The sequence below is a fragment of the Nocardia sp. NPDC055002 genome (assembly GCF_053608825.1).
This window is the reverse complement of sequence record NZ_JBSGWE010000001.1, coordinates 48,695-74,058: the sequence shown is the minus strand read 5'-3', so window position 1 is coordinate 74,058 and position 25,364 is coordinate 48,695. Positions and strand designations below refer to the sequence as shown.

Sequence of the window (25,364 nt, the reverse complement as noted above, 5' to 3'; positions counted from 1 at the left end):
TGACGAATCCCGCTACACAGCAAGGAAATCCAGTGAACTCTCCCGTGAAGTCGGCACTAGTGGTCGGCGCAGGCATCGGCGGTCTCACCACCGCCGCGGCCCTGCGCCGGGCCGGAATCGATGTCGTGCTGTGCGAGCGCGGCCCGGAACTGCGCGCGGCCGGATTCGGTCTGTCGGTGCAGTCGAACGCGATGAACGCCCTGCGCACGCTCGATCTCGGCATCGACGAGGAACTGCTCCGAGCGGGCGCACAGGCGCGGTCGTTCACCTTCCGCCGGCCCGACGGTTCGGACATGCGACGCGTCGACGTGTCCGGCATCGACGCCGAATTGGGTGCTCCCGCAGTCGCACTCGCCCGTAAAGACCTCCACGACGTGCTGCTGGCAGCCTGCGGCGACGACCTGCGGGTGGAGCTCGGCGCCGAGGCGGTCGCGTTCACCGAGACCGCCGACGCGGTGCAGGTCGAGTTCGCCGACGGCCGCACCCTGAGCGCCGACGTGCTGATCGGCGCGGACGGAATCAACTCCGCGATCCGCGCCCAGCTGCACGGCGCCGAGGCTCCGCGACCGGGCAAGTTCGTGTGCTGGCTGGCGCTGGTGCCGTTCGCGCACCCGGCGATCGAGCCCGGCGCCTCGATCCACTACTGGGGCAGGGGCATGCGCTTCGGCATCCACGACATCGGACACGGCAATGTCTACTGGTGGGCCACCCTGACCACCACCGCCGAGCAGGCCGCAGACTGGCCGCACGGCAAAGACGATCTGCTCACCCGATTCGCGGGCTGGGCACCCGAGATCACCGAGATCATCACCGCCACACCGGAATCGGACATTCTCGCGTTGCCCGCTCAGGACCGTCCGCCACTGACCGCGTGGGGCAGCGGCCGGGTCACCTTGCTCGGCGACGCCGCCCACCCGATGTTGCCCAGCCTGGGCCAGGGCGCGAACTCTGCCATCGAGGACGCGGTGGTGCTCGCGCACGCGCTCGCCACCCACGACAACGCCGTAACCGCGTTGCGGGTCTACGAACAGCGGCGGATTCCGCGCACCACGATGCTCGTCGACGGATCCCGCAAGCTGGGCCGGCTCGAACAGACCCGCAATCGGGCGCTGATCGTCGTTCGCGACGGCTTCATCGCCAAGGGCAACGAGGCGAAACTGCAGGCCAGTCTCGCCGAACCGATGACGTGGCCCGGTCTGGGCGATCTCGAACCGGTCGCCGCACTGCCACGGCCGTTGTCCACGCTCGAACGCTGGCACTGGACGGTGGATCAGGTTGCGCCGCTGCACATCGTGTCGCGTGTGCGCGTCACCGGCGATCTCGACGCCGATACGGTCCGTGCCGGTCTGGCCGCACTGACTCGACGGCATCCGATGCTGCATGCCGAGGTGCGCAGCGATGACGGCCGCAATCCACGCTTCGTCCCGGTGGCGATTGAGCCGATTCCGTTGCGCGAGGTGACTTCCGAGGACTGGGCCGCCGAGGTCGACGCCGAATTGCGGACACGATTCGAGGCCGGGGCACCGCTGCTGCGCGCCACCTTGATCACCGCCGCACCGGGCGTCCACGACCTCGTGCTGACCTCCACCTACACCATCGCCGACGCGGTGACCGTGCTGTCGTTCGCCCGGCAAGTGCTCGAGCTCGCCGCTGAAACCGTCGGCTGGGTTGCCGAGGTGCCCGCGCCCCCCGCGCCGGAAGCGTTGTTCCCCCGGCCTTTCCAAGGCTGGCGAGGCAAGCGCAAGGCCATCGCCCGTCTGGCGGCCGATGGGTTGCGCGATCTGCGGGTCAAACCGGTGCGAGTCAGCGCGGGCACCGAAGTCGCGCCCACGCGGCGTTTCACCAAGCTGACGCGGCGGGTGGTGGACGGGACCCAGTACCAGGCGCTCCTCGCCGCCTGCGCTGAACACGACGTACCACTGTCGAGTCTGGTCGCCGCCGCACTCGCGCGCGCGGCCGGAAACGATGCCGGTGCACCGCAAGCCCACTTCCCGGTCGGTGTCTCGGTACTGTTCCGCGAGCAGCTCGAGCGACCGCTCGACGCCACCCACACCGGCGCCTACCAGGCGATGATCGCCCTGCCCACACCGGCGGGACAGCCGCTGTGGCAGACGGCCACCGCGTTCGCCACCGACTTCGCGAGTCGTATCGAACAGCGCCAGCACCTGGCCAACCTGGGTGGAATCGGCTTCATGCTGCCCAAGACACCGGCGCGACCGGACAAGGTGGTCGGCCTGCTGGACGCCCGCGGACCTGGCAATCTGTGCCTGACCTTCGTCGACACTCGCGATTTCCCTGCCCGTATCGGGAACTGGGTTGTCTCCGGCGCCGAGGTAGTCTCCGGCATGTCGATCAGCGGTCTGATGATGCTGACAGTCGGTCACGGCACCGACGCGTTGTCGTTGAATCTCGGCTACATCGACGGGCTCCTGTCGCCCGAACGCGCCGACGCGTTGATCGACACCCTCGTCGACGCTCTGCTCAGCGTGGTTTCCGCGCCGGAAGTCGCTGCTGTGCACTGAGTTCCGCCCCCGACCGACCACCACGGCCCTTCGGTATCGCTCTCGATACCGAAGGGCCGTGGTCGTTCGGTATCGACGCGACGGCACCTAGATCGCCGGAATACGGTCCCGCGAGATCCACGCGAGGAGTTCGTTCTCCACCTCGTCGCGGTTGATCTCGTTGAGGATTTCGTGGCGGGCGTTCGGGTAGACGCGGTAGGTGATGTCGGTGAGCCCGGCGTCACGGTAGCGCTGCACCTGCAGATCACTCAGTCGCGCACCGTCATTGAGCGGGTCGCTGCCACCGACCATGACATACAGCGGCAGGTCTGCCCGGATGCCGCGGGGCCGGGCGAGCCGTTCGTTGCCCAGCTTCGCCAGCGATGCCATATTCACCGCGTCGATCTCGAACCCGCACCATGGGTGGGCCAGGTAGGCATCGACCTGGGCCTCGTCGCGGCTGAGCCAGTCGGCGGGCGTGCGGGTCGGCTGGAACTCCCGGTTGAACAGGGCGAGCAGGTCGCCGTCGGCGGCGGCGATCTCGACGAACAGTTCATCCACCGCGGTGGTACCGCACAGGACCGCGGCATCGACCAGCGCGTCGTGATCGAGCAGGTACTGCTGGACCGCGAACGAGCCGAGGCTGTGCCCGAACAACACCACCCGCCGATCGGGATGGATCTCGCGCAGGATCGTGGTGAGCGCCGTCATGTCCTCGACGAGCAGATTCCAGCCATTGGCGCCGAGGTCACCGGGTGCGCCGGCCATGCTGTGTCCGTGTCCGCGATGGTCGGCGGCGTATACGGCGTAGCCGAGCGCCACGAGACGTTCGGCGAGATGGCTGTAGCGCGCGGCATGTTCGCCCATGCCGTGCGCGATCTGGACAACGCCGGTGACGTCGTCGCCGACGGGCAGCCAGGACCGGACGTGAATGGTGGTGCCGTCACTGCTGGGGTAGCTGAACATGGATCACTCCTGTGTGATGTGCGGACAGTGTTGTGCGACGGTGGCTTTCACGGACCGGTGATGGCGCGTTTGAGGATCTTGCCGGTCGGCCCGGTCGGCAGGGCGTCGAGTAACCACACCTGCCGCGGGTATTTGTAGGCCGCGACCCGATCCCGGACGAATTCCTGGATCTGCTCGCCGGTCGTGGTCGCGCCGGCGCGCAGGGCGACGGCGGCCACGATCTCCTCGCCCAGATGCGCGTCGGCGATCCCGATAACCGCGGCCTGGGTGATCTCGGGATGCTCGTAGAGCACCTCTTCGATCTCGCGCGGATACACGTTGTAGCCACCGCGGATGATCATGTCCTTCTTGCGGTCGACGATGTAGAGGTAGCCGTCTTCGTCGCGGCGGGCGAGGTCACCGGTGCGAAACCAGCCGTCGGGGATCGCCGTGGCGGTGTCGGCAGGTCGGCGCCAGTACCCCAGCATCACGTTGGGGCCGCGCACCGCGATCTCGCCGATTCCGTCGATGCTGTCGACGAGTTCGACCTCGACGTCGCGGATCGGCGTACCGATCGAGCCCGGTTTGCGTGGCTGTCCCGCATGGTTGAACGCGACCACCGGACTGGTCTCCGACAACCCGTAACCTTCGAGAATCACACAGCTGAAACGCTTTTCGAAGCCGTGCAACAGCTCCACCGGCAGCGAGGCGCCGCCGGAGACGCAGCGCCGCAAGGTCGAGACATCGGCCTCGGCGGCGCCCGGGTCGTGCAGCAGCGCCGAATACATCGTCGGCACACCGGCGAACACGGTGACACCATCGCGCGCGATCGCCTCGAAGACCGCCGCGGGCTCGAAGCGCGGCACCAGGGTCAGGCAGGCGCCGCTGCGGATCGCCGCGTTCATCGCGCAGGTCTGCCCGAAGGTGTGGAACAGCGGCAGGCAGCCGAGGATCACGTCGTCGGTGCCGATATCGAGCACGGTTGTGGAATAGACGTCGGCGTTGTGCACCAACCCGGAATGCGACAGCGCGGCGCCTTTGGGCGTGCCGGTGGTGCCGGAGGTATAGAGGATCACGGCCGGTTCCTCGGCGGTGATCGAGCGATCGCCGCGGCAGGGGTCGTGCCCGGCGAGCAATTCAGCCAAGAGGTCGGCATCGATCGTGAGTGCCGTGGTCCCGGCTTCCCGCGCGCCATGCGGACCCTCACCCGGTCCGTCGACCCAGCCGAACAACAGCGCAGCCTCGGAATCCCGCAGGTAATAGGCAACTTCGCGCGATTTGAGCAAGGGGTTCATCGGCACGACCACCGCGCCGGATCGCAGGATGCCGTAGTACAGCACGACGAATTCCGGCACGTTCGGCAGCATCAGCGCCACCCGGTCCCCCGGCTCGATACCGCGCTCGCGCAGAAAGGCGGCGACCCGAGCGGTGCGCTCCTCGAGCTCGTCGTAGGTCAGCACGGTCGTACCCGAGCGCAGCGCCGGCCGGTTCGGGTGGCGCAGCGCGGAGTGGAGCAGGTTCTCGCTCAGAGCGGGCATCGGCAGATCCTCGGGGACGAAAGCGGTCGACAACGCGAAAATCGTCGCACCGCTGTGACCGCGATCCCATGGATCGCCGGACAACATCGCCGCGAAAGCATTGTCCGCGGGAACAACCGCACCCCCGGTAAGCTGCGGAAATGGTCCGAACATCGCCACCGAGCCCGATCGTCGACGTCGCCGCGGCACTGCTCGCGCGCATCGACGACCTCGGACTACAGCTGGCCCGGCGATTCGTCGACGAACTCGAGACCTACCGCAACGAGAACCAGGTTCCGTTCGACACGATCCACACCTCCTGCACCCGCAATCTGACGCTGATGGTGCAGCACTTCACCACCGCCGAACCGGTGGATCCCGAGCCGCCGAAGGAAACCGGCAGGCTGCGCGCCCAGCAGGGTGTGCCGCTGGCCGAGACCCTGCACGCCTTCCGGATCGGATTCGAATTCCTGTGGTCGGAGTTGGTCGCCGAGGCCAGACGTCACCCGGCGGTCACCGACGCCGTCCTCGTCGATCTGGCGGCCGAGGTGTGGGCGCTGGCAGGCGAGTACTCCGTCGCCGTCGCGGCCGCCTACCGGGAGATGAGCTCAGAACTCGTGCTGCAGCGTGAGCACGAGCGGTCGGTGCTGGTCGAGGCGTTGTTCACCGGCGTCATCGCCGACCCGGCCACCCTCGGCGAGGCCACGCGTGTTCTCGGGCTGCCGCCGCGGGGGCGCTATGTGGTGGTCGCCGCGGAGGTCAGCGCCGCGGGCCGGGAGGCGCTGCCCGGCATCGAGACCGAGTTGCGCCGTGCGCAGATCATCTCCGCCTGGCGACTGCGCCCCGATCAGCAGATCGGCGTTCTCGCGCTCCCGGCCAATCAGGAGTCCACCACGCTGGCCACGCTGCGCAAATTCCGAGCGCGCGTCGGCATGAGCCCACCCTACGAGTCACTCACCGACACCCCGCAGGCCCTGCATTTCGCCCGGCTCGCGGTGGTCGGCCTCGGCGATCACACCTCCGGCGTCGCCCGATTCGACGACAATCCGCTGGGCATGGTGGTCGCCGCCGCACCGCTGGAGGCAGCGCGCATGGTCGACCTGCGCCTACACGAGGTACTCGCCCTCCCCCACGACGACCGCCACCGCCTCCTGGAAACCCTCGAAACCTGGTTCGCCGCAGGCGGTTCCGCGGCCACCACCGGCGAACGCCTCTACCTGCACGCCAACACGGTGCGCTACCGCCTCCGCCACATCGAGAAACTCACCGGCCGCTCCCTCACCGACCCCGCCGCAGTCCGCGATCTCGGTGCGGCACTACAGGCTTGGAAGGTACTGGCCACAGTGCGCGCGGATCAACGCCTGTGACCTGTGGACCCGGAGTTCGCCCTTACCCGTGCTGGCGATCCATTCCAACCTTCGCGCTACCTGCTGCCCTGCCTCACAAGGGGTTGGCGAGGATTAGGGTCGGCGTTCGAGGGCGCTCAGGAAGCTTTCGGCGGCATCCTGGACCCGGTTCCGGTCGCCGGTGGTGAGAAGGTCGAGCAGCAGTCCGCGAATCGTCGCGATCACCAATGTGGCTGTGCGGGTCGCGGTCTCAACATCGGTGTCCGGTATTTGTGCCTCGCGCAATGAGGTCATCCAATCGGTTACTACGTGGTCGAGGAAGTCCGCGAACTGCTGGGGAGCTTGCAGGGCGCGTCCGTAGGCGGCGAAGAACAACCGGAACTCCGCCTGCATGCGTGGGTCGGAGGTTCGCGTCCAGACCGCACGCGCTGCCGTTGCCAGGTCGGGATGCGGACCCGCGGCGTCACTGGTCGCGGCGAACATGCGCCGTCGTAACCGCTCGAGGACGACCTGGAGCATCTGCTCCTTGGTGCCGAAGTGGTGCACCAGCGTGGTCGGCGAGACGCCGAGGCCGGCGGCGACGGGCCGCCACGACAACTCGGAGAGCCCGTGCTCGACCATGTAATCCACTACCGCGTCGAGCAATTCGTCCCTGCGCTGATAGTCGACCGGACGTCCTGCCATCACTTGCCTCCCGATCCACCACGATTGACATTCCTAGAACGACTGTACTATCTATATTTATAGAACGAATGTACGAGAAATAGATGAGCGATCAGGAGCCCCCATGTCACGAGTCGTCGTCTTCGATGAGACCGGCACCCCCGAAGTCCTGCAGATCGTCGACGAACCGGTCGGGAACCCCGGCCCCGGCGAGGTGCGGATCGGCGTCGAAGCCATCGGTATCAATCGGCTCGACCAGATGATCCGCGCGGGCATGTCACCGCGACCGATCCGCCTGCCACACGCCCGCCTCGGCATCGAAGCGACCGGCACGATCGACGCCCTCGGCTCGGGCGTCGAAGGATGGGCCACCGGTGATGCGGTCGTCGTCACGGCCGTGCCCGACATGGACACCAACGGCACCTACACCGAACACCTCATCCTTCCCGCCGACCGGGTCGTCGCCAGGCCCGCCGGACTGGATGCCACCAGTGCAGCAGCGTTGTGGGTGGCGTACTCCACCGCCTACGGCGCGCTTGTAGAGAAGGCCGGGATGCAACCCGGCGACCATGTCCTGATCACCGCAGCCTCCAGCGGTGTCGGCCTGGCCGCCATCCAGATCGCCAACCAGATCGGCGCGATCCCCCTCGCCGTCACCCGGAGCGCCGCAAAAGAACGCACCCTGCTGGCGGCCGGTGCCGCTGCCGTCATCGTCACCGACCGCGACGATGTCGTCGAGGCCACCCACCGTCACACCAACGGCATCGGCGCCGACATCGTTTTGGACTCGGTCATGGGTCCCGGCCTCGCCGAACTTGCCGACGCGGCCAAGCGATTCAGCGGCAGGCTGATTTCGGTCGGCTGGCTGGATCCCCGGCCGGCACCGTATCCGGCCAGCCCGATCACCATGATCCGGTACATGAGCTTCGAACACACCCTCGACCCGGCGGTCGTGCACCGCATCACCGCGTTCCTGACCGCCGGCATCCGCACCGGCGCACTGCGCCCCATCGTCGACACCGTGTTCACCCTCGACGACATCGTCGCCGCCCACCGCTACCTGGAACAGGGCCACCACACCGGCAAAGTCGTTGTCACCATTTGACGCCGACCCGGCGGACGTCCTCGTGCCCACTGTCGTCCAGATCGCGTTGGGAGCGAGGCAGAGACAGTGAACGCAGTGCGGTCATCGGTGGAGTCGGCCCACTGCGGCGTAAGCACTCAGATCCGACGCCGCGCGGTGTCGCGGCGTGGTGGCGAGTGCGCGCACCCCGCCGCTGGGGATGGGTCGCCACCGGTGTGGGGCGATGAGGCCGGGCGTGACGAGCCGATACCCGGTGAGCATGTCCGTGATCTCGTCGCGCCCGCGTGAGTGGAAGGCGATGCCCGCACTGCGGAAAGTTTCGGCGGCTGAGTGGATCTGGTGACTGTGGACGTCGTCGGTGATGTGGGTGAACACCATCCATGTCCCGGAAGCAAGGCGGTCGGTCAACGCCGTGACCATCGCTGGAGCGTCACTGATCAGTTCCGCGGTCCCCGACACAAACACCGCGATCGGCCTGGCTGTGTCCATCACCGCAATGATGTCGCCGAGGACCGCCGAAGTGTCGGTCAGATCAGTATCGGTAAAGAAGCGGTTCGGTCCGGTCAGCAGGGCACGGCCGTAGGCGGCGACAACGGGATCGTTGTCGATGTAGAGGATTCGGGTGAGGTCGTCGTTCCGGCCTCCTGCGATCTCGTGGATGTTCGGGGCGTGCGGGTAGCCGCAGCCCAGTTCGACGAACTGGGAAACCCCGTGCTGGTCGATCAAGTACTCGACCGCGCGCAGGATGAACCGGCGTGATTTGGTGATCGCGGGCGTGATGTTGTTCGTCGCCAGGCTGGTAGCCAGCGCGTGGTCAGGCGCGTAGTAGTCCTTCCCACCGAGGATCGCATTGTGCAGGCGCGCGGGGGTGGGCCGGTACGGGTCGGCGGTGGTCATTGCGGGCTCCTGCCGCTTAGGCATCGCAAGTTGTGCCTGTTGTTGCGGTGCAACAGAATTGGATGGGCAAGCTAACGAGGCCTTGCGGATAGGTCATCGCGACGTCGCTTCCGCGTCGTAGGTCATCAGCACGAGTCGACTCCTTCGAGTTGTTGCCGTTGGAGTTCTTCGACGCCTTCGGCGTGGGAGCCCCTTCAACGACTTAGACGCCGCAAAGGTGAATCCGGTTCCCTTGCAATGGATATCGGTCCCGATCGGCTCCTCCGACATTGGGTCGCCGGTCGGCCTGATGACATTCAGGTGGTTTGGAAGCGCATGCGGCAAGGCCGAGGTGCAACGACATCGCCAGGCCGAAGGTCAGGGCAGCAGATACAAGCGTTCATTCGGCAGTCTCGGAAGCCCCGCACAGTGCTGGGAGTCGACAGCGACTACGCCGGGGCGACGAGCTGTCACATCACAGACGAACACCAATGCCGCAGTCAGACAGGCGACGAACTCCATTCGAACACAACAGAGCTGGACTGCGATGCGGATGTCAGGTTCGTCGGGGCGCGGTGAGCTACCGCCGTAGTTCATTGTGGACTCGGCCGCAGTAGGCACTCACGGGCGCATTCGAGGACGACAGACCCCGACGGTCGGAACTTGCTGATGGCCGGAGATACCCAGGTGCGAACCATCAGCGCGTCCGGCGCCGGGACGGTAGGGCGATGTCGCCGTCTCCGATCACGACGACCCGCGCCTTCCACAACCGCGCTTTGTCGGCGGGGTCACCGATCGGCCGGATATCGGAGCGCACCAGAAACGTCCACATATGCGCGCGGGGGTGGCCGATGATCGGCAACGGCGCGACGCCACGAAGATCGAGCCTGATCTTGACCCGCTGGGCGAGGTCGGTGGGCATCATCACCGCACCGACGAACCCGGCCCGCATCGTGATTCGGCCCGTCGCCGGGTCGATCACGGTCGGCAGCGAACACACGCGGCGGTAGAACTCACAGCGTGACCGCGGGGTTTCCGCGTAGGCCGAGGCGAGCGGGCTGGTTTGGGTCATCGGAATTCCTTGAGCGACCCGGCGCCGGAAACAGCGCGCATCGAGGCACCCCCGACTGCTGTCCGGGAGTCCAGCTGCACACTCGTGACCCAACCGGCCACTGTCATAGCCTCGAGCAGGTCGATCAGATCGGTGAGCGATCGGCTGAAAGCGCATGCGCCCTCGCCGGGGTTGATGTTCTCGTTGGCCATCATGAGGCGGCCCACTGTCCGCGACGATTCGCCCATGCAAGGTTCTTCATCCGCAACGAGTTGGCCGCCCGGCGCACTTCCCACACCCGCCTGCCGGTACGGCTGGCGAGGGTATCGAGGGTGAGCAGGCCACCCGGTGTAAGGACATCAAGCACCATTTGCTCGACATCGGTCAGGTTTGCCGCACCCATCGCTCCCCCTGATAGATTCGGCCACAATGGTTTCCAGCGCGGTTTCGGCGATGGTTGGGCGGTCGGCAACATGTCGTCTCTCGCCGGGCGCTGATGGTGCGCGAAGCCCGTCATGGCTGTTTGCTCCTATGGGCGTGGTTGTTGCCAATCAGAGTCGCAGTCGACCAGGGGTGCTCACACCTGATGATCAGGACGAACCCCACCGGGTTTGTAGGTGGTTTGACCTGCGCAGATAGCACGAAGGGCAGTAGTTGCCCATTTCGATGGGTAACCTCCCTGACAAATTGGTGCTCCTGGAGTGAAGGGCTGTCGGTTTGGGAAACTCATCGCGGTCACCGGACGTAACCACACGCACGACCCCCAACTGAGCCCACAAGCGCGTGGCCGTGAGCTCGCAGCACGGGGCAAGAAACTGTGGACGGAGCTGGGGTCGGTAAAGAGCGCGGCGGCTGAGCTGATGGCCCAGTACCCGGACGTGCCGAGTTTGCAGGCACACCGCTACGCGGCTGGGCTATCCCAAGATCAGGCGGCCGCGCGCTACAACGACGTGACCGGCAACCAGACCAGCCTGGGCGGCACATCTGTCAATGCCTGGGAATCATGGGCGCGCCGCCGGGGGCAGGGTTCCCCGCCCCCGATGTCAGGTTTGCTGATCTTGTGTGCGGCTTACGGACGAGGGCCGCTGGGCGTCGCCGAGGAGCACATCAGCCCAACGGAACTGGTCGCCGAAGCCTACGAGCGGCTGCCTATCGAAGATCAACTGGCACTAAAACAATATTCAGTGGGAAAGGTTTCAAGCGAGAAACCAGCACTTGCGACATCGCACGAGCATGACACGATCCGCAACGAGTTCACCACCCAGCACGATCGGGTGAGCCAAATCGGCCCAGCGTTCGCATTGACGGTTCCTACTGTCGAATACGGGAACCCTGAGATAGACGTGTTCGCCCTGCCCAATCCTCAACCTGGACGATTGATAGATCTGACTTGGGAAACATTTGGACACGGCGTCGAACAATTGTCCCAGCAGATCAAGAACCTGGGAAGACGTCTGGATATGGATATTTGTTTCGGAGTCAATGAGGCGGGCCTGGTGATGGCCACGTTTCTTGCCTCATCCCGGTTTTCTCGATGTCGAATCGGATATTTGCGATGCAACAAGTCGCGCGACGGCATAGCTTTGGATGATGCTTCTTTCTATCCGGAAGCAAAACGCGCCCCTACGATCATCATCTGCGACTTCGAGGTCAAGCACGCTGATGTAATCGGCTACCTCGTTCGACAACTACGTGAGCGCTACCCCAAGGCTGAACTGTATTTCGCCGTCTTCGGCGCAATGACCAAAGACCGCCGACTGGACGTCGAGAATTTCGATGACTTGACCGGCGCCTCTATTATGCGCGCTGCCGAATTCGAAGCCATTTTTATTGCCGCAACGATGAGCCCTCCCGGCATTGAACCTCCATTGGAACTGCGCTAGATCCGAGCAAAGGTGACTTTTCCATGAGTGACGAGAACACAATTCAGCTGGCGCAACAGATCACCAACATGGTAACGACCATGATGGGCGAGATACGGCCTCGCCTTGTACGAGCCGCACTGAGCGGGCATCGTTCGGAAACCGAGAATGTCCGACACGACGACAACTTCTTGTCGGACTACGACTTGTGGATGCACGACCGCTACAAAGAACTTCTAGCCAAGCAGATCCCGTCATTCATATACGCATCAGAAGAGGCTGACCCACTAGTCGTGGGAACCGACCCGGAACCAGACCTTTGCATCCTGGTCGATCCACTGGATACGAGCGAATTGGCTGTTCGATCCCTGCATGGCTACACCCATATTATGGTCTACTCACGGTCTCTGAAGCGGCCGATTATTGCGGTTGTCGGCGACATCTTTCATCATGTTCAGCTCTACGCAGCCGTACGCGAAGGTGGATCTGATCGTGCCTTCATGATCACCGCGAGCGGAGACCGCCACGTGCTGAACATGCACTCGGATACCCAGCTTTCCCGAGCGCTGGTGACGAACTACTCGATGCGCCCCGACGAGCGTTTCAAGCCCTTGGCTCGACAGCAACGATTTTTGGATGCGCTGAGCGCACCATCGGAGGATGGCAAGAGAAGAGGGCGTATCGGGGTTGATTTCGGCTCCATCAGCTTGTGTCATGTTGCTGCCGGGTTCACTGATGCGACCGTCGAATTCGCCAAAGGATTTGCCATTTGGGATCTGTCGCCCGGCCACTATATTTTGCATGCTGCGGGCGGAGTGATAATCGACCTCGACGGTAACCCGATCTCGATGGATTGCGGTCTCAACAGCCTGCCCGAAATAAACAAGGCAATGAGTACGCGCCGCAAGTTCATCGCCGCCGGCAACCAGGTGCTGGCCGATCAGATCCGTGAGGCTATTCAGCAATAGGAGCGGCTCGCCCGCAACAGTTTTCGCGGTCTCGCCTACCCCGACGGTTTCCCCGGACCTGCCCAGCAAATCTGTCCATCTACCGATTGCCGCCGACGATGTGTCGTGCGACTGACTAGCCGATCAAGCGGCGCGCGGCGCGTACATGATGATCGCGACACCGACCAGGCAGATCACCGCGCCGACTACGTCCCACCGATCGGGACGGAAGCCGTCAAGCGCCATCCCCCACAACAGTGATCCGGCGACGAACACGCCACCATAGGCTGCGAGGATGCGTCCGAAGTTGGCGTCGGGCTGCAACGTTGCGACGAAACCGTAGATCCCCAGGGCGATGACCCCGGCGCCGATCCATGCCCAGCCACGATGCTCACGCACTCCCTGCCAGACCAGCCAAGCCCCGCCGATCTCCGCGATTGCAGCCAAGACGAACAGCAGGATCGAGCGCACCACGGTCATGGGCAGAGCCTAGATATCCGGTTCAGGATGGAGGGTGACAACCACCTGGAGTCCAACGCCCACATCTGATCCGGGAACGACGCCTTCACACGCCGGTTTCGGCCTGCTCGATGCGGCGCTTGTTGCGCATTCGCCTCGGCCACTTCAATCCCTAACTGATTTCCGCCGCCGCGCCATGTACTCGATCGCAGCTGTCCGGCCGTATTCGGTCATCAAAGTAGTCGCGAGCCCTCCGGCGAGTACACACGCGACCGAGGTCCCGCTGCGGGTTCGCAGCAACCGTCCGCGGACAGGTGCGCGGACCCTGTCGCCGCGCACGAACAGGTCCACCCGCGGTTCGCTCACACAACCAGGTAGCAGCACACCAGTCGCGGTGCATGCCCCGACGGCCAGGCACCGTGGGTCACTCGCCGGGAAGAGGATCGGCCCTGCTGCCGAGTTGCCCGCTGCCGCGATCACCGCGATCCCGGCGTGCGTCGCTGCCCGCAGCGCGGCGATCAGTCCGGCATGGGCGTCGGGCTGGCCCAACGGAATCACGATCACGGCTGCACCCACAGACGTCAGCCATCGAATGGCGGTGGCGACATCATCGGGCCGGATGACGCCGTCCGCCGACGCGGTGCAGGCAACGTTCAGGCGCGCACGTGGCACGATTCCGTGCAGTCGTACCACGCCCTGTCCGACCAACAGCGATGCGGAGAAGGCCCCGTGTTCGCGGAACCACAGTGGGGCGGTCCGTCCGCCACCGAACCACCGGACGGTGACGCCGGCGCCGTCCAGGTCGGCAACCGACTGATCGAAGCCGCCTTCGATCAGTCCGATCGTGAGGCGCGTCTCCCGTTCCTCGGCCATCGAGCTCGGCCACCACACGACGCGCGGATCGTGCGCGGCGGCTATCCGGGGCCGCAGATAGTCGACCGCATCGATGACGGCCGTGCGCTCGCGCTCCACCGCCGACCTCGAACTGTCGTTGATTCCGCACATCCGGAGCACTTCCTTCGATCTACGCACGGGCCACTGACTGCAGCCGTTCATCGCCTTCCACAGCAGCATGTGTCGCGAACGCGCCGACCACATCCGGGCTACCACGGTGCCCTTTTCGGTGTCAGCACCGAAGTGCGCCAAAGAATTCATACATAGTGTCGAGTTCTCATCGAAGTGATGAAACACGAAAGGAAATCGACATGGCCATCAACAGCATTGATTCGCAGCTCGGCGATATCATCGATCCGAAACTGCGTAAAATTGGCGAGCGAGTAGTCCGCCAGCTCGAACTGGCGGCAGACAAAGTCGCCGCACACGCTGCCGACGCAGCGCGGTTCCCGCTGCCCACCCAACGAGATTCCGCGGAGAACATTCTGGCGGCCTGGTTCGACACCATGCCAGAAAGGAAGCGGGCCGCCGCCGGAGTCGCCGCTATCCGGCGGGTGAATACCACTGCGATCCGCACGGCGCATCTCGGGGAACTGGCCGGGGTCGATCTGCAGACACGGACTCCGATCGCCTCGCAAGGCTCCGCTTTCGCCATCCCCAACCTGAAGTTCTCCGCTGCGGACCTCGCGAAACTGCAAAATTCGGCGTTCCTCGGCACATTGGGCGGGATGATCCCGCAGCATGCGCCCGCTCGAGCGACGCGGTCGGACAGCCTCCTGCTGCGGGTGACCCAGATCCGCTGCGCCAACGAGACCAACAGCCCGTTCGGCGGTCATATCGGCGAAGACGACATGTGGCTCGGTGGCACATCCGTCGATGAAAGTGGTGACACAAAAACCATCAAGCCGATCAAACTCGGAAGTTTCGACAATAAGGACGTCAAGCACTACAATCCCCCGCGGACCTTCACGAACTTCAATATCACCGAGCGCGGAAATTCCTTCCCCAAGGCCTATCTCGTGACACTCGTGCTAGTCGAACGGGACAATGGTAAGGCCATGCAAACATTTCTGGACCGGGTCACGAAGGAGATCAAGAAGCAGGTTCAGGACGCTCTTGTCAAGGTGGGCAAGACCACCGGAGGGTCGTTTGGGCTGGTGGTTGGAACCATTGCCGCCTGGGTATTCGGTGAGCTGATCGACTACATTTCCTCGGGATGGCGGGACACTGTATTCCGGCCCCTCACTGTAACTGCCCACATCGGCTCGTACGACAGCGTATGGGTCAGCTCCGGCCGCAAGGACAGCACGGATCGAATGCTGGAGACCAAGGCGCCGCAGGCGCGGTATCAGCTCTGGTACGACTGGTTGCTGTACAACTCCGCAGCCGGGTTGGGAATCATCTAGTGCCGCGTCAGGCGACCTTGGTTGGGTAATTCGACCGCCGGATCTTCGCACCGACAGTGAAGTTCGGGTCGGGGGCTCGCTGGTTGTGCCAGCGGGTGTTACCGCCGATCGCCGCAGCCTGCACGACATGGCTGCGGCGATCGGTGCCGTTGAGCGCGAAGCAACGGAACGCCGCGAACTCGCACTCGATCAGGTTCAACCACGACGAATGGTTCGGCACGAATAACTCGACCTCAATGCCCACACACCATTTCCGCACCTCACCGCGCTTGTTGACCGAGTAGTTGTCCAGAGCCAGATGCAAGCACCCACCCAGCCAGCGAGCCCGCAGCAGCTTTGCGAGCGCCAAGTGCCCTTCCATGTTTCGTGGCCAGAACACCCCACCAGCTTGGATGAACTGCCTCGGCGTTTTCGGGGCGGTGTCCGCCGCAGCCGGGCACTCATGGCCGGGTGACAGCGCAACAATTTCTGATCAAGGTGGGAGGCAACATTCACCTCGCCCTCGAGCTGCGCGCCATTGCCAGACGGCACTCGACGCCGCGGCTCCGGCCATCGGGGGTGTTGAGGTGGTACCACTCGCTGGGGTGAGACGTTTGCTACGCACCCCTACTCACTCGGTCGGGTTGGAGCAAAATGGCGGGTGGAACGGGTTTTCTTGTTCTCTCACAACAGATTTCGATTTCCATGGATGTGTCGGCGCAGTGGGTTGAAAGTCCGCTTCGCCACAGCGAACTCACGATTGAGCGTGGGTGGTGCCACCCGATCGTGCAGCAGTCCCTTGTGATCAGGCTCCCTACCCGGGGAAGTAATGGCCGTTGTCCAAATCGGCGAGCAGGCCGGGCTGAGTGGGTTCCCAGCCGAGGGCTCGGCGGGTGATGTGGTTGGACGCCGGGTAGCTCTGCGTGACTATGTTCGCGAGGAACCCGAAGTATCCCGGCACCATCAGTACGTCCGAGGGAATGCTCACGACGGGCAGGCCCAGTCGGCTGCCGATGGCCTCAGCGATCTCGCGGAGCGGGATGGCCCCCTCCCCTACCGCGTGCCAGTACCTGCCGGCCGGCCCCTTCTCCAGCGCCAGGCGGAACACGGGGGCGATATCGCGGACGTGCACGGCGTTCCACAGGTTCGCGCCGTCTCCGGGGTAGCCGACGAAACCCTTCTCCTTCGCGAGCGCGATCAGCTGCACGAGGAACCCGCCACGATCGGTCGTGCTGTGCGAGATGTTGGCAAACCGCACGACCGAAGACCGCACTCCCTGCTCAGCGAGGTCGACTACGGCGGTTTCCACGACGTTGCGAGCCCGCAGGGTGCCCTTGTACTCCTCGCTGCTCGGAAGGGCCGGGTCCTCCTCGGTGGCCGGCCGGCCGAGGTTCCCTGCTGAGCCGATGCTCCCCGCGGCAACCAACGGCTTTCCGGTTCCCGCGAGTGCCTCGCCGTAGGCGAGGATGATCGGGAGTTCCGCGGCGGCCACGGCGTCGAGCCCGCCGGAGGGAAGCAGGTCTTGCCTGTGCGCGACGTGAATGACGCCCTCGGAATCCGCGGCCGCGTCTTTGAGCCCGTCGAGATCCTCGAGATCGCCGCGACGTACCTTCGCGCCGAGCGCGTACAGGGCCGCCGCGGCCGTGTCCGACCGGGCCAGGCCGGTGACCTCGTGCCCGGCGGTGACGAGTTCGGGGATGATGTGCGAACCGGAATGGCCGGTCCCGCCAGTGACGAAAACACGCAATTTACTGCTCCTTATCGGTGATGCGGCGGAAGAGATGGCGCTGCGCGCCCACTCAGTCGGCGACGTCGACGCTGAGGGCGACGTCGAAGCTCCCCACGCCGTGGCGAGCCAGGCCCATCAGCAGCGGACCGACTCCTTCCAGCCAGCGAGCCATCTCGAGTCCGCCGACATCGAGGGGACGCAGTCCGAGGCTCTCGACAAACGCCGACACGCCGGCCTTGGCCCGCGCGTCATCTCCGGCGAGGAACACGTCCAACAGACGGCCCTGGGCCATGAGGTGCCCGAACACGGTGTTGAACGCCTTGACGACGTGCGCGCTCGCGGGGGCGACCTTGGCGATCTCCTGCGCACCGGACGTGCCGTCCGGGGTGACAAGCCCGGTGGCGTCGGCGTTGAAGGTATTGGTGATGTCGATGATGACCTTGCCGGCCAGCGCATCCCCGTATTGGGCGACGACCGACACCGCGCTGGTGTAAGGCACGGCGAGGACGACGACGTCGCCGGCAGGGACGGTGCCGAATGTCTTGGCCGTGGCACCACCGCCGAGCGCGGCAGCCAAGCCCTCGGCCTTAGCGGAGTCGCGGCCGAGGATCTCGACAGTATTGCCACCAGCGACCGCGCGAGTGGCGATAGCGCGGGCCATGGTTCCCGAGCCGATGAAACTGATGCTGCTCATGGGGTATGTCCTTCCTTCTCAGGTCCGAATCGAACTACAGGGGCCCGGGGGCTCAGCCGGTGAATTCGTTGACGCCGACGGCGAAGTCCCAGTGGCCGACCCCGTTGTTTGCCAGGCCCACCGTGACCACGCCCATTCCTTCCAGCCAGTGCGCCATTTTCAGGCCGCCGACGTCCATCGGGCGTAGTCCGAGGCTCTCGATGAATGCCGCCACGCCCGCCTTGGCCTGCGCATCGTCGCCGGCGATGAAGATATTGGGCCGGCCGTTCTCCAGGACATTGCGAAAGACGGTGTTGAACGCCTTCACCACGCTGACGTCGGACGGAGCCACCTTGGCGACTTCCTGCGCGATCGAGGTTTCCTCGCTGTGGGCCAGTCCGTCGAACGCGGCGTTGAAGGGGTTGCTGATGTCGACGATGACTTTGCCCGCGAGTGCGTTTCCGTACTCGGCGACGACCGGAACGACACCGTCGTACAACAGGGCCGTGATGACGATGTCCCCGGCCGGGACGGCGCCCCACTTTCCCACCGTCGCACCGCCGCCGAGAGCCTCGGCCAGGTCATCGGCCTTGGCCTGGTCGCGGCCCATGACCTCGACGATATTGCCGCCCGCTACCGCGAGCGTGCCGATGGTACGAGCCATGTTCCCCGTACCGATGAGGGTGATGCTGCTCATGAGATGTGCCCTCTCGCTGTTCTATTGGTGTCGCTCTGTCTCGTTCGTGCCGGTCGAGCGCAGGGGCACCGGCCACTACGTTCTCGAGCCGACGGCATTGCTGGGGTGTGGTTCAGATGGCGGTGGTGCCGCCGTCGGAGACCAGCTCCAGACCGTTGACATAGCTGGAGTCGTCGGACGCGAGAAATAGGGCGACGGTAGCGATTTCTTCTGGGCGGCCCATTTTCCCGCGGGGGATGAGCGACTCGAATTCGGCTCTGGTGGCCTCGTCGAACAATTCTTCTTGTTTGGCGGTGGCGACCTGGCCGGGAGTCAGGACGTTGACCCGGATCTTGCGGTCACGCAATTCGTTGAGCCAGACGCGGGCCCAGGCCTGTTGGACGGCTTTGCTTCCGGCGTAGAGGCTCCAGCCGGGGAAGGCGCCGAGGGAGGCGTTCGATCCGGTCATGAAGATCGATCCGTTGTCGTTGATCAGCGGCAGCGCCTTCTGCACCGTGAACAGGGTGCCGCGCGCATTGAGCCAGAAGGAGCGGTGGAACTGTTCCTCGGTGATCTCGCCGAGGACCGCGGGTTCGCCCATCCCTGCGCTGGCCCACAGCACGTCGATCGAGCCCTTTTCCCGCTTGACGGTGTCGTACAGGCGGTCCAGGTCGTCCAGATCGGACGCATCACCTTGGACGGCGGTGACGCCGCGGCCGATCAGCTCGACGGCGGCATCCAGTGCTTCCTGCCGCCGGGCCTGGATGAAGACGTGCGCTCCTTCCTCGACGAACAGTTTGGCGCCGGCCAGTGCCATGCCGGTGGATCCGCCGGTGATTACCGCTACCTTGCCATCGAGCTTTCCCACGATAACTCCCTTGAATTGTTGGGTATCCGAAACAGTTCGGCTGTTTGTCGCGCTCGTCAATGCCGTCGTATGACGCGATGGAGGGAACCGATTACTGACGTGCGAATTCTGGTTCAATTCCGAATTCGCTTGCGCCCCATGAACGATGCCACTGGGTCGAGTTAGCGTCCAAGACCCATTTCAGCCGTGGTGATACCTTGGAGGCATCACCGGACCAGGAGGCGCCATGGATCTGGATCTGCGCAAGTTGCGCTACTTCGCCGCCGTCGCCGACAGTCTGCATTTCGGCCGCGCCGCCGATGAGCTGCACATCGCGCAGCCGGCGCTCAGTCGGCAGATCCGTGCGCTGGAACACGATCTCGGCGCAGCGCTGTTCACCAGAGATCGCCACGGCGTAGCGCTGACCGACGCGGGCCGACAACTGCTGGCCGACGCCGGTCCGCTGCTCGCCTCGGCGCACGCGGTCCGGCGCCGGGTGGCCGTCGCCGCCCGCGGCAGCCATCGGCTGGTGGTCGGCTTTCGGGCCGGCATCCCGGTCATCCCAGCGGCGCGGGCGTTCGAGGCTCAGCATCCCGACGTGATTGTGGACGTGCAGCGAATGGAATGGGACGACCAGGCCCCGATGCTGCTCGACGGCCGCGTCGACGTCGGCTATGTGCGGCTGCCCATCGACGAGACCGGCCTGCGCCTGACTCAGCTCTACACCGAGCCGCTCATGGTGGTGCTGCCCGCCGATCACCGGTTGGCAGGCAAGGAGGAGGTCTCCGAGGCCGACCTGGCCGGTGAGCCGCTGATCTGGCATGCCGACGCGAGCACGCAGCCCACCACGCGCCCGCTCCCCGACTCCGGGCTCCGGGTGCGCGGCGTGGAGGAGAAGCTCGAGCACGTCGCCGCCGGCCGCGGAATCTCGTTCGTGGGGCGTTCGGAGACCCTGTTCTACTCACGTCCGGACATCAGCTACGTGCCCGTGCCGGATCTGGCGCCCGACCAGGTGTACCTCGCGATGGCGGCATCGCGCACCTCGCCGCTGGCCGACGACTTCTTCACCGCAGCCCAGGCGACGGCTGAGATCACGGCGGAATGCGGGAACTATGAAATGTGGCGGCTTCAAAGCGATGCGGTTTCACAGCACGGCTGAGGGTCACATTGCATCGGCCAGTTCGCCGAGGTTCGCGAATCTCTTGCCCGGCAAGGCCATTCGACCATGGCCCAATTCCTCACGAGCGTCGGCGCAGCCTGGTACGCGATCGCGTTGGACGAGATCATGGGGTGGGAGCAGGAGCGGGTGGCCATCGCCTATGACGAGGTGATTATCGAAACGGCCCGCCAGACACCGACGCCATGAGCTCGGAAGCGTCGTCGTGGCGAAGTCGTCGTTTCGCGAGGACACTGAGGGACGGAGCACCCAACTCGTCCCCAGGAGCAGATGCGATGGCTACCAATGAACCTTTCGGCATCGATCCGCAAGATTTCGAACGTGCGCTGCGCGAGGCAGGAACCGAACTGCGCGACCTGCTCGGAAAAGCTGGTGACTATCTGAGCCGCGTAGATCGTGCCGACGTCAGTTCACTGACGTCGCTGTTCGGTCCGTTGTTCCAGCCGGAGCAACCACGCCCACCGATGCCCGAGGGCGAGACCACCGGTGACACCGGCAGCGGGGTGTGGGCGATCTTCAGCATCGACGACACCGGCCAGGCCGGCGTCGACCAGGTATTTCCGACCGAGCTCGAGGCCTTACGCGCACATCGCGACAACACCGACGATCGCCGACGGGTGCGGTTTCTGCCCTACGGGGTTCCGGCAAGCGTGTTGGACGAGCCCTGAGGGACCGGACAGCTCCACGGCGTCGCGCGACGCCGTGGATGCCGAATCGCGGTGAACATTTCGGGTCGAGACAACGACGCTCGCGTGCTCGTGCCGGGGTCACTGCCCCGGTTCGCAGTCGATCCACTCCAGGTAGCCGCTTCCCGTGACCGGACGTCGGCCCTGCCACGTTCCTCGGTAGGTGTAGGCGCCGACATAGCCGCGGCCATGACCGTAGCGGAGCGGGCTGTCGACTTCGGCGTCGAATGCCAGGATCTCCGCACCCGCCGCATCGCGCACCCGCCAGCGCAGTTGTCGCGGGACGCGCATCGGGCGGCCGCGAGGATCGACCAGGGGTTTCGGCTGATAGGACAGGACCGTCATGGCGACATCGTCGTAGACCCGCGTTGTCCCGTCGAGACACCGCACATATGCGAGCCGGCACGCGACCGCGCCGGCGGCGCGAACCTCGGTCAGCAGGACCTGCGTCGAACTGTCGAGGTTGATGATCTGGTAGGTGAAGAAGTCGACGGGGAGCTTGCGTTGTGTCGGAAGCGCCTGTGCCGTAACCGATTGCGGCGACATACAACGGGCGTATTCGAACGTGCACAACGTCTGTTCGATGGCGACCGTGCCGGTCTTGTCGGTCAGGGTTCCGGTGGCGGTCGCGAACAGGCTGAGGTGGTCGTAGACGGGGGTGCGGACGAACCACGAAACCTGGTCCGTCGCTCGAATATCGAGACTCACGTCGAAATCGTCATACTGGCCGCGGACGTGGAAGTAGGGATACGCCCCGGTGATGCTGAGGTCGCGGCCCCAATCGAGACGGGAGCCGTCGTCGGCGAAAGAGCAGTCGCGTCCGGTGTCGTAGGCGCGGTAATGGTGGTGTCCCTCGGCGGCAGTGGACGACAGGACAGTGGCCGTGTCGCGGGCGTCATCGGCGGCGAGGTAGTCGTTGTCGAAAGCCAGTGCACCGGTCGCGCCGATCAAGGTCATCGTGTTCAGGTAGCGGTGGGGACCGGGTAGCTCGGGGAGGAACACTCCGTAGTGCGTCCATGCCCACCGCCGCGACTCGGCGTGCGGTCGCATCATCTCCGGTGCTCTGAACGGCCTGGTCGAATCCAGGATGCGCGAGTCGATACGCGGCAGGACTGCGTCCAATATCGGGCGTGCGAGGCGATCGAGTACGCGCGATCGACGGTCGGGTGCGGGGGGCTGAGAGAGTGCCGTGGGGTGTTCCATGAGCGCCATTGCTCCTTTGCTGGACGGCTGGGTCCGCGCCTGCCGAGTGCGAGCCACATGTGTGTGTTACCGATAGTCACGGGTAGAATTGACTGATTGGTAAATTACGCTCGGCACTCCAGCCCGTCAAGTGCGGCCGCATGTTATCCATCGGCCGCCCGACCTGGGTTACGCGACGGAGTGGCCGCTCCACGGCAGCCAACCGGCACATGGACGGTCCCGATCGCAGACCAACGCCGAACCGCAGCGCGAAGCATCGATATCCCGCGTCGGACCGATCTCAGCGATGGAGTGCAGAACCCGAACAAACAGCAGGTCAGCTAGGCGATTTGGTTTCCGACGGCGCGTCGGATAATCTTTTGGCACACCAGCAAGTCCGGGTGGCGGAATGGCAGACGCGCTAGCTTGAGGTGCTAGTGCCCGTATTAGGGCGTGGGGGTTCAAGTCCCCCTCCGGACACCAGTGCTATCCCCACACAGGGATGCACTAACAGTTGCACGATGCTCCAGGTGCGCAAAGCGCACCTGGAGCTCAAACGCGTTATAGAGCTCTAACTTGTGATCTGGTGCACCCGCAGCGAGGATCGCGCGGACATCACCCAAGGACTCGATCAGTTTGCGGAGTTCAGTGTCAGTCAGCCTCTCAACCTTCGGAAGGTTGTTCAGCTCAACCTCCGCAGCCGCCTTTTCCGCCTGAGCCGAATTCAGCGCCTCAACGACAGCCTGAGGATCGACCCCGGCTTCGATCGCCGCGAGATGACGCCCGATCTTCATCTGCGCCTGTCCTATACGTTGGCGCAACGCCTGACGGCGAGAATCGATGCCGTCGTCGTTCTGGGCATCCACGAATGCCGCAACGGTGCTGTCCAGATTCTTCCGATCGAACAGGGTCGCGAGCCAGCTGTCGACAGGTCCGATGAGATGCGACTCACGCAGATTCACCGTCCGGGGATGCTCGTGCTGAGTCGCACTGCCAGGAGCTAAACTCCGTGCGCGGCAACGATAGTAGACGGCTCCCCGCAGCACTTCGCCCTGCATCTTGCGGCCGCAGGCACTGCAGTAGACCCGCCCGCGCAACAGGTAGGTATCACCGGAGCGAATTCGCCTGGTCCGCTCGAGCTGGCTGCGGGCACGATTACTCATCCCGGCCCGCTTGCGGCGCAGAAGCGTTGCCTCAGTGAAGGTCTCGACCGAGACGATCGCCGGATGAGCGGGTCGACGGGACCTGACGATGCGTTCGGAGGGCGAACGCTTGAACCGGACGACATGCCCTGCGGCGACGTCGTCGGGATCCAACAACTCTTCGCGTTTGCTCCAACGCCCGAAGATCGCATAGCCCGTGTAGCGCGGGTTCTGCAGAATCGCTGCAACCGTAGAGCCCTGCCAGCCGTCACCGGCACGATGCTTGTTCTGCTCGGGACGATGCGCGGACGGGCACGGAATCATCAACCGGTTCAGTTCTGTAGCGATGGCCCGGTCGCCGTAGCCGGCGAGATAGGAACGAAAGATCTGCTGAACGACCGGAGCGGTCGCAGCGTCGATCGACAGGATCCGAAGTTTCAGGTTGTCCGCCGCGCGGTTCGGGTTGGGATGCGGCGGTCCGTCCACGACGAGATAGCCGTAGGGCGGCCTGCCGCCTTGATGGCGGCCCTCGTTGAGGACCTGGGCATCCATGCTGGCTCGAGTTCGCTGCTGAACATGCTGGCGTTCGGATTCACTGAGCCCGCCGAGCATGCTCATCATCATCGAGTGCGTGACGTTGTTCGGATCGAACCGGCCACCCAACTCGGGCACCCAGATCTCGACCCCGTAGGCATGGATGCGTGGTGCAACAAGGCTGAACTGGTTGCCGAACCAGCATCGGGTGCCTTCTCCGACAACGATCCCGGTCCAGCCTCGCTGAGGATCTCGGAGGTCTTCCAGGAGTTGAGCGGCGTGGGTACGTCGATGCCAGGGCACCGAACGTGATTGCCCGACATCGAAATAGCTCTTGACGATCTTCCCGCTGATGAACTTCTCGGCATTTCCAAGCTGCCACCGATAGGAAGTCTCGGGATCTTGATTATCCTCGGTGGAGCAGCGCCCGTAGAAGCACAGATCGATTTCAGCCACGTCCACTCGCTCAGTCTCCAATCCCAGGAGATCGTCGAGCACGGCCCACTCATTTTCTATGGCAGACATCAGCATTCCTCAGCGTTGGGTTTGATTGGCTTTTCCTTGCCCCGGGCGGCATCCCGCAGCAGGCGAAGTAGAGCTCGTGCTGCACGTCCAGAGAGCGGCGGTGGTTCAGCGGGGCAATCGACTTCAATTCTGAGGGGTTCGCCGCTTGCCGACCCCTCAGGTCGGCTATCGCTCGCCATCGCGATTATGTACTGCAAAAGAACTCTGTCGCAAGATCTTTCCCTGCGGCAACCTGGCTAGCCAACGCGCGGTGACACTCCCGCTCAACCGGCCATGGTTACGCAAGCCGCTGACGGACAGAGCGTTTCGAGCACGAGGGACGATATCCGGGACGGCTTCGTCAGAGCTGTGCGACAGCGCAGGAGTATGTTTGCGTTTGTGGAACATCAGGCACCTTGTCAGTGATGCCCTGGTCCGCGGCTCTTCCAAGATCGAGTCTACATGCCACTCTGGGCGGTGACTTTTGCCTTTCGGACCTACGCTGAGCAACCGCAAGGGGTCCACCACCGTCGACGTCACCTACGAAGGTTCCGGACCCGCGGCCCGCCAGGTCGGCAACGCCCATGCGATACCCAACGCATTACATCAACCACTCCGAGAACATCCTGACAACCGCGAAGGTTTGGCGAATGGGCACTTGGAGAACCCGCCACTTCGAAACAG

Annotated in this window: 24 protein-coding genes and 1 tRNA gene; 10 read left to right on the top strand and 15 right to left on the bottom strand. The window is 64.5% G+C overall.

The window, feature by feature from the left end:
* Positions 1-32: 32 nt before the first annotated feature.
* Positions 33-2,522 (top strand): FAD-dependent monooxygenase, encoded by a 2,490-nt coding sequence (locus ACWF99_RS00335; protein ID WP_452533707.1) that lies wholly within the window; start codon positions 33-35, stop codon positions 2,520-2,522.
* Positions 2,523-2,609: 87 nt separating this feature from the next.
* On the opposite strand, the gene ACWF99_RS00330 is transcribed toward ACWF99_RS00335, so the two are convergent.
* Entirely contained in the window at positions 2,610-3,467 is an 858-nt protein-coding gene (locus tag ACWF99_RS00330) for an alpha/beta fold hydrolase (RefSeq protein ID WP_378628453.1), read from the bottom strand.
* A gap of 47 nt (positions 3,468-3,514) precedes the next feature.
* Positions 3,515-4,984: a long-chain-fatty-acid--CoA ligase gene (locus ACWF99_RS00325; protein WP_452533705.1), complete on the bottom strand. Its 1,470-nt coding sequence runs from the start codon at positions 4,982-4,984 to the stop codon at positions 3,515-3,517.
* Between the two features lie 140 nt (positions 4,985-5,124).
* Here ACWF99_RS00325 and ACWF99_RS00320 point away from each other — a divergent pair, with 140 nt between their 5' ends.
* Complete coding sequence (locus ACWF99_RS00320) at positions 5,125-6,330, top strand: PucR family transcriptional regulator (protein WP_378653292.1); 1,206 nt, start codon at positions 5,125-5,127, stop codon at positions 6,328-6,330.
* Positions 6,331-6,423: 93 nt separating this feature from the next.
* On the opposite strand, the gene ACWF99_RS00315 is transcribed toward ACWF99_RS00320, so the two are convergent.
* Complete coding sequence (locus tag ACWF99_RS00315; protein WP_452533703.1) at positions 6,424-6,993, bottom strand: TetR/AcrR family transcriptional regulator; 570 nt, start codon at positions 6,991-6,993, stop codon at positions 6,424-6,426.
* A 103-nt stretch (positions 6,994-7,096) separates the two neighbouring features.
* Between ACWF99_RS00315 and ACWF99_RS00310 the strand changes: the two genes are divergently transcribed.
* Positions 7,097-8,077 (top strand): zinc-dependent alcohol dehydrogenase family protein, encoded by a 981-nt coding sequence (locus ACWF99_RS00310; protein WP_452533701.1) that lies wholly within the window; start codon positions 7,097-7,099, stop codon positions 8,075-8,077.
* An 81-nt stretch (positions 8,078-8,158) separates the two neighbouring features.
* On the opposite strand, the gene ACWF99_RS00305 is transcribed toward ACWF99_RS00310, so the two are convergent.
* The 3 genes from ACWF99_RS00305 to ACWF99_RS00295 all read right to left on the bottom strand — a co-directional run bounded on the left by ACWF99_RS00305 (position 8,159) and on the right by ACWF99_RS00295 (position 10,231).
* Positions 8,159-8,953, bottom strand: a complete 795-nt coding sequence (locus ACWF99_RS00305) for an SAM-dependent methyltransferase (RefSeq protein ID WP_452533700.1) — start codon at positions 8,951-8,953, stop codon at positions 8,159-8,161.
* Positions 8,954-9,629: 676 nt separating this feature from the next.
* Complete coding sequence (locus ACWF99_RS00300; RefSeq protein ID WP_452533698.1) at positions 9,630-10,004, bottom strand: DNA-directed RNA polymerase subunit beta; 375 nt, start codon at positions 10,002-10,004, stop codon at positions 9,630-9,632.
* On the bottom strand, positions 10,001-10,231 hold the full coding sequence (locus ACWF99_RS00295; RefSeq protein WP_452533697.1) for a hypothetical protein: 231 nt from the start codon (positions 10,229-10,231) through the stop codon (positions 10,001-10,003). The genes ACWF99_RS00300 and ACWF99_RS00295 overlap by 4 nt, the downstream gene beginning before the upstream one ends.
* Before the next feature lie 612 nt (positions 10,232-10,843).
* On the opposite strand from ACWF99_RS00295, the gene ACWF99_RS00290 reads away from it, so the two are divergent.
* Complete coding sequence (locus ACWF99_RS00290; RefSeq protein WP_378628436.1) at positions 10,844-11,866, top strand: hypothetical protein; 1,023 nt, start codon at positions 10,844-10,846, stop codon at positions 11,864-11,866.
* Between the two features lie 23 nt (positions 11,867-11,889).
* Positions 11,890-12,813 carry an inositol monophosphatase family protein gene (locus ACWF99_RS00285; protein ID WP_452533695.1) on the top strand — a complete coding sequence of 308 codons (924 nt, stop codon included), beginning with the start codon at positions 11,890-11,892 and terminating at the stop codon, positions 12,811-12,813.
* 123 nt (positions 12,814-12,936) lie between these two features.
* Here the strand turns inward: ACWF99_RS00285 and ACWF99_RS00280 are convergent, their stop codons facing one another.
* Complete coding sequence (locus tag ACWF99_RS00280) at positions 12,937-13,272, bottom strand: YnfA family protein (protein ID WP_378628433.1); 336 nt, start codon at positions 13,270-13,272, stop codon at positions 12,937-12,939.
* Positions 13,273-13,416: 144 nt separating this feature from the next.
* A complete protein-coding gene (locus ACWF99_RS00275; RefSeq protein ID WP_452533693.1) occupies positions 13,417-14,256 on the bottom strand; it encodes a S8 family serine peptidase in 840 nt (279 codons plus the stop codon).
* Positions 14,257-14,456: 200 nt separating this feature from the next.
* On the opposite strand from ACWF99_RS00275, the gene ACWF99_RS00270 reads away from it, so the two are divergent.
* A complete protein-coding gene (locus ACWF99_RS00270; protein WP_378653316.1) occupies positions 14,457-15,551 on the top strand; it encodes a hypothetical protein in 1,095 nt (364 codons plus the stop codon).
* Positions 15,552-15,558: 7 nt separating this feature from the next.
* Here ACWF99_RS00270 and ACWF99_RS00265 read toward each other — a convergent pair whose 3' ends face one another.
* The 5 genes from ACWF99_RS00265 to ACWF99_RS00245 all read right to left on the bottom strand — a co-directional run bounded on the left by ACWF99_RS00265 (position 15,559) and on the right by ACWF99_RS00245 (position 19,476).
* On the bottom strand, positions 15,559-15,930 hold the full coding sequence (locus ACWF99_RS00265; protein ID WP_452533691.1) for a hypothetical protein: 372 nt from the start codon (positions 15,928-15,930) through the stop codon (positions 15,559-15,561).
* 414 nt (positions 15,931-16,344) lie between these two features.
* On the bottom strand, positions 16,345-17,277 hold the full coding sequence (locus ACWF99_RS00260) for an SDR family oxidoreductase (protein ID WP_452533689.1): 933 nt from the start codon (positions 17,275-17,277) through the stop codon (positions 16,345-16,347).
* Positions 17,278-17,329: 52 nt separating this feature from the next.
* Positions 17,330-17,953, bottom strand: a complete 624-nt coding sequence (locus tag ACWF99_RS00255) for an NADPH-dependent F420 reductase (RefSeq protein ID WP_452533687.1) — start codon at positions 17,951-17,953, stop codon at positions 17,330-17,332.
* A gap of 52 nt (positions 17,954-18,005) precedes the next feature.
* Complete coding sequence (locus ACWF99_RS00250; protein WP_452533686.1) at positions 18,006-18,629, bottom strand: NADPH-dependent F420 reductase; 624 nt, start codon at positions 18,627-18,629, stop codon at positions 18,006-18,008.
* A 112-nt stretch (positions 18,630-18,741) separates the two neighbouring features.
* Positions 18,742-19,476 carry an SDR family NAD(P)-dependent oxidoreductase gene (locus ACWF99_RS00245; protein WP_378653328.1) on the bottom strand — a complete coding sequence of 245 codons (735 nt, stop codon included), beginning with the start codon at positions 19,474-19,476 and terminating at the stop codon, positions 18,742-18,744.
* A 226-nt stretch (positions 19,477-19,702) separates the two neighbouring features.
* Between ACWF99_RS00245 and ACWF99_RS00240 the strand changes: the two genes are divergently transcribed.
* The 3 genes from ACWF99_RS00240 to ACWF99_RS00230 all read left to right on the top strand — a co-directional run bounded on the left by ACWF99_RS00240 (position 19,703) and on the right by ACWF99_RS00230 (position 21,300).
* Positions 19,703-20,614, top strand: a complete 912-nt coding sequence (locus ACWF99_RS00240; RefSeq protein WP_452533684.1) for a LysR family transcriptional regulator — start codon at positions 19,703-19,705, stop codon at positions 20,612-20,614.
* Positions 20,615-20,680: 66 nt separating this feature from the next.
* The gene (locus tag ACWF99_RS00235) at positions 20,681-20,821 is read left to right on the top strand and encodes a hypothetical protein (protein ID WP_452533682.1); all 141 of its coding nucleotides are present in this window, start codon (positions 20,681-20,683) and stop codon (positions 20,819-20,821) included.
* Positions 20,822-20,907: 86 nt separating this feature from the next.
* Positions 20,908-21,300 carry a hypothetical protein gene (locus ACWF99_RS00230; RefSeq protein ID WP_378628419.1) on the top strand — a complete coding sequence of 131 codons (393 nt, stop codon included), beginning with the start codon at positions 20,908-20,910 and terminating at the stop codon, positions 21,298-21,300.
* Between the two features lie 99 nt (positions 21,301-21,399).
* On the opposite strand, the gene ACWF99_RS00225 is transcribed toward ACWF99_RS00230, so the two are convergent.
* Positions 21,400-22,371 carry a DUF6670 family protein gene (locus ACWF99_RS00225; protein WP_452533680.1) on the bottom strand — a complete coding sequence of 324 codons (972 nt, stop codon included), beginning with the start codon at positions 22,369-22,371 and terminating at the stop codon, positions 21,400-21,402.
* Positions 22,372-22,895: 524 nt separating this feature from the next.
* On the opposite strand from ACWF99_RS00225, the gene ACWF99_RS00220 reads away from it, so the two are divergent.
* A tRNA-Leu gene (locus ACWF99_RS00220) sits at positions 22,896-22,983 on the top strand.
* On the opposite strand, the gene ACWF99_RS00215 is transcribed toward ACWF99_RS00220, so the two are convergent.
* Positions 22,962-24,701, bottom strand: coding sequence for a recombinase family protein (locus ACWF99_RS00215; protein ID WP_452533679.1), 1,740 nt, complete (start codon positions 24,699-24,701; stop codon positions 22,962-22,964). The genes ACWF99_RS00220 and ACWF99_RS00215 overlap by 22 nt on opposite strands.
* Between the last annotated feature and the right edge of the window lie 663 nt (positions 24,702-25,364).